Annotated in this window: 3 protein-coding genes; all 3 read left to right on the top strand. The window is 61.5% G+C overall.

Going from position 1 to position 3077, the window contains the following annotated elements; translation table 11 throughout:
* The first annotated feature begins 293 nt into the window (after positions 1-293).
* Positions 294-854 carry a TetR/AcrR family transcriptional regulator gene (locus tag Q0288_RS00055; protein WP_299425283.1) on the top strand — a complete coding sequence of 187 codons (561 nt, stop codon included), beginning with the start codon at positions 294-296 and terminating at the stop codon, positions 852-854.
* Positions 855-1151: 297 nt separating this feature from the next.
* Entirely contained in the window at positions 1152-1799 is a 648-nt protein-coding gene (locus Q0288_RS00050) for a response regulator transcription factor (RefSeq protein WP_299425281.1), read from the top strand.
* A 100-nt stretch (positions 1800-1899) separates the two neighbouring features.
* Positions 1900-3077: HAMP domain-containing sensor histidine kinase (locus Q0288_RS00045; RefSeq protein WP_299425278.1), on the top strand; the 1178-nt coding region annotated here is incomplete at its 3' end.

Below are 3077 nucleotides of genomic sequence, written 5' to 3'. Positions count from 1 at the left end.
GCAGGCGGCCCTTACGAGGAGAAGCTGTCCCGCATGGATGGGCAGGATGTGGAAAGGCTCGTGGGGCAGAAGCAGATCAAGACCCTCGAGGCCGCCCGCAACACCAGGCGCCCGCAGCAGCCGGTGACCTAGCTCTGGAACACGACATAGATTTCCGAGGAGGAGATGCCTGGCGTCCTCCGCAGGATAAGCCGCAAAAACAGGAAAACCGCGATGGGTCTGCGCCTGGCAGTTTCATCTCTGTTGCTGGAACTACACCAGGGTAGGAAAAAAGGGGCGTAGTCTGTAGCATTGTGGATACCCGCCTGGCCCTATTGCAGACTGCGCGTAAAGCATTTGCAGAGCGTGGGTATGCTGCTACCAGCCTGGAAGACCTGGCCCGAACCCTGGGCCTGACCAAAGCCGCGGTATATCACCACTTCGCCTCTAAACGGGCCTTATTGGAAGCGCTGCTGGAGGAGGGCTCACAAGAGACCCAGCGGGCGCTTTCCCGTCCGGGTACCCTGCACCAGCGCCTGATGGCCCTGGCCCTGGCCTACCGTGGGCAGGTAGAGCCACTAACCGCCCTCATGACCGCGCAGTCGGGCCGCAGAGGGGGCGATCAGGAAGCGGTGTATTTGGCCCAGGAAGCCATGAACCGGGGCATTGAGCAACTGGCAACGGTATTGGAGAGAGTATCGCCTGGACACGGTCGCTCGCTCGCGGTGGTGTTTGCTTCGATTGTGCACGGGGTTTACATGACAGCCCAGCACATGCCAGGTTACTCGGTAGAACTGCTTTTGCAGGAGGGGGTTGATCTATTTGTGCGGGGTCTGCCCGAACAAAATAGCGGCCACTGCGGGCACTCCAGATAAATACGGTCGCCATGTGTTGCCGCCTACAGGTGCAAAACATGCTCCGCAGGGATCTGGATGCTGAAAGTACAGGGTCGGAGCGATGCCAGCACGTCGAGTTTCGCTGGGCACACGCCACAGGCCGGTCGAGGGTAAGAACCGAGAGACTGTCCAAGGCCAAAGGAGGGGGCCTCAGCGATCGCCATATGGCGTCCAGCATTTTTGCTGGATTAGGCTACCGCGTAAGGAAATCTAAGTGACGCGGTGCGAGGTGCAGGTTTAAGCTCGAGTTCACCCAGGGTCTGCCAGAATAGGGACATGGCCCTGGTAATGCTAATCGAAGATGATGTCGGGGTGCGCGAGGCGTTGCGCCTGGGGCTGGAACTCGAGGGCTATGGCGTGCTGGAGGCAGGCAATGGGGCCGATGGGCTGCGAAGGCTGGCTGAGGGACCCGATCTGGTGGTGCTGGATGTGCTGCTGCCCGGGGGCGATGGGTTCGGCGTTCTGCGGGAGATACGCAAGGTGAGTGCGGTGCCGGTGCTGATGCTGACTGCACTGGATGAGGTGGAGTGGCGGGTCAAAGGGCTGCGCGAAGGGGCCGACGATTATCTGGTCAAACCCTATGCGCTCTCGGAGCTGGTGGCCCGCTTGGAAGCCCTGCTGCGCCGCAGCAAGCGCGATGAGGAGGTGCTCTCCTATGCCGATGTGGTGCTTTACCCGCGCAAAATGGAGGCCCGCCGGGGGGAACGGCTGCTGGAGCTTTCACCCAAAGCCATGCTGCTTTTGCAGTGTTTTCTGGAACATGCCGAGCGCCTTTTGCCCAAAGAAACCCTGATGCAGCGGGTCTGGGGGGAGGAGGTCGAGCCCAACACCCTGGAGGTGCACCTTTCTGCGCTGCGGCGTGCCCTGGGCGAACCCATGCTGCTACACACCCTGCGGGGGCATGGGTATATCTTGAGGAAGTGAGTTGAGCCGCAGGCCATAAGCCAGATGCGAGCTGCAAACGGCGAACCGCACCGCTGGCCCTGGCTATCGCCCAAACCCTGACCCCCCCTCCCTCCCACCCATGACCCTCCGTCTCCGCCTCCTGTTATGGCTATTGCTGGCCCTGGCCTTGCTGTTGATTCCGCTGGTGGTTCTGACGGTGCAGCAAGCCCAGCGTTCCGTGCAGGACACCCTCGAGCGAGCAGCCCTCTCGAGGCTGGGTTTCCTGGTCAGTCAGGGACGGGTTCAAATTCAGGATCTGGCGCAAATTGTGCAGGAGTTTGGTGGGGTGGGATTTATCCTGAGCGCCGAGGGCCGCATGGTCTATACCGATCTGGGCGACTATCTGCTGCCCGAGGGCCTCAAGCAAACCCTCGCTCAGGGCCAGAGCTTTCGTCAGATTCGGGACAACTGGTTATGGGTGGCGCTTCCCGGCGATGAAGGGGGACTGGGTCTGGGCATCCCTCTGGAGGAGGTGGTGGCCCTCCCGCAGCGTCTGCTGCAAATTTATCTGGGTATTGGGGGTTTGCTGGCCTTGCTGGCTTTTGCGGTGGGGGCTTTTGGTCTTTCACAGTCGCTGCGCCCGCTGGACACCGTTTCACGGGAGCTGGCACGGCGCAACTCCGAAAACCTCGAGCCCCTCTCGCCCCCCCAGCTCTATGAAGCCCGCCCGGCCATCGAGGCGATGAATACCTTGATGAGCGAACTGAAGACCGCTCTGCATCGGCTTACGGTGCAGGAACAGGCTGCACGGCGCTTTGCCTACGGGGCTTCGCATGAGTTGCGCAATCCCCTGACCGCCCTCAAGGGGTATCTGGAAGTGTTGCTGCGCCGTCCTGGTGAGCCTCGAGCCCTCGAGGGTGCACTGCGCGAAGCTGGACGCATGGAGTCGCTTTTAGAAGGCTTGCTGACCCTGGCACGGCTGGAGGGTCAGGGGCGGGTGCCGGGTCAACCGCTGGATCTGGTTGCTTTTTTGCACGATCGGTTCGGACTGGGGGCCGAAGGTAGCGGGTGGGTTGAAGCCGATGCCAGGCTGATGTCAGTTGTGCTTGAAAACCTTATCCAGAACGCACAAAAACACGCGGGTGGCCTGGAGAAGCTGGTAGTCGAGCCCGGGCGGGAGGGCGTCTGGGTGTGGGCCTATGACCGGGGCCCTGGATTCAAACCCGAGGTCTTGCCTCGAGCCTTTGACGCCTTTATTAAAAGCGATCAGAGCGATGGGGTTGGCCTGGGTCTGGCCCTGGTGGCCGCTGTGGCCGA

Origin of the sequence: uncultured Meiothermus sp. (genome assembly GCF_937863175.1) — a bacterium.
GTDB lineage: Bacteria > Deinococcota > Deinococci > Deinococcales > Thermaceae > Meiothermus.
The sequence above is the reverse complement of the archived record's forward strand: the minus strand, read 5'-3'. Positions and strand labels throughout refer to the sequence as shown.

Coding starts and splice junctions, on each gene's coding strand:
- Q0288_RS00050 (WP_299425281.1), top strand. CDS start 1,152: ATGGCCCTGGTAATGCTAATCGAAGATGATGTCGGGGTGCGCGAGGCG.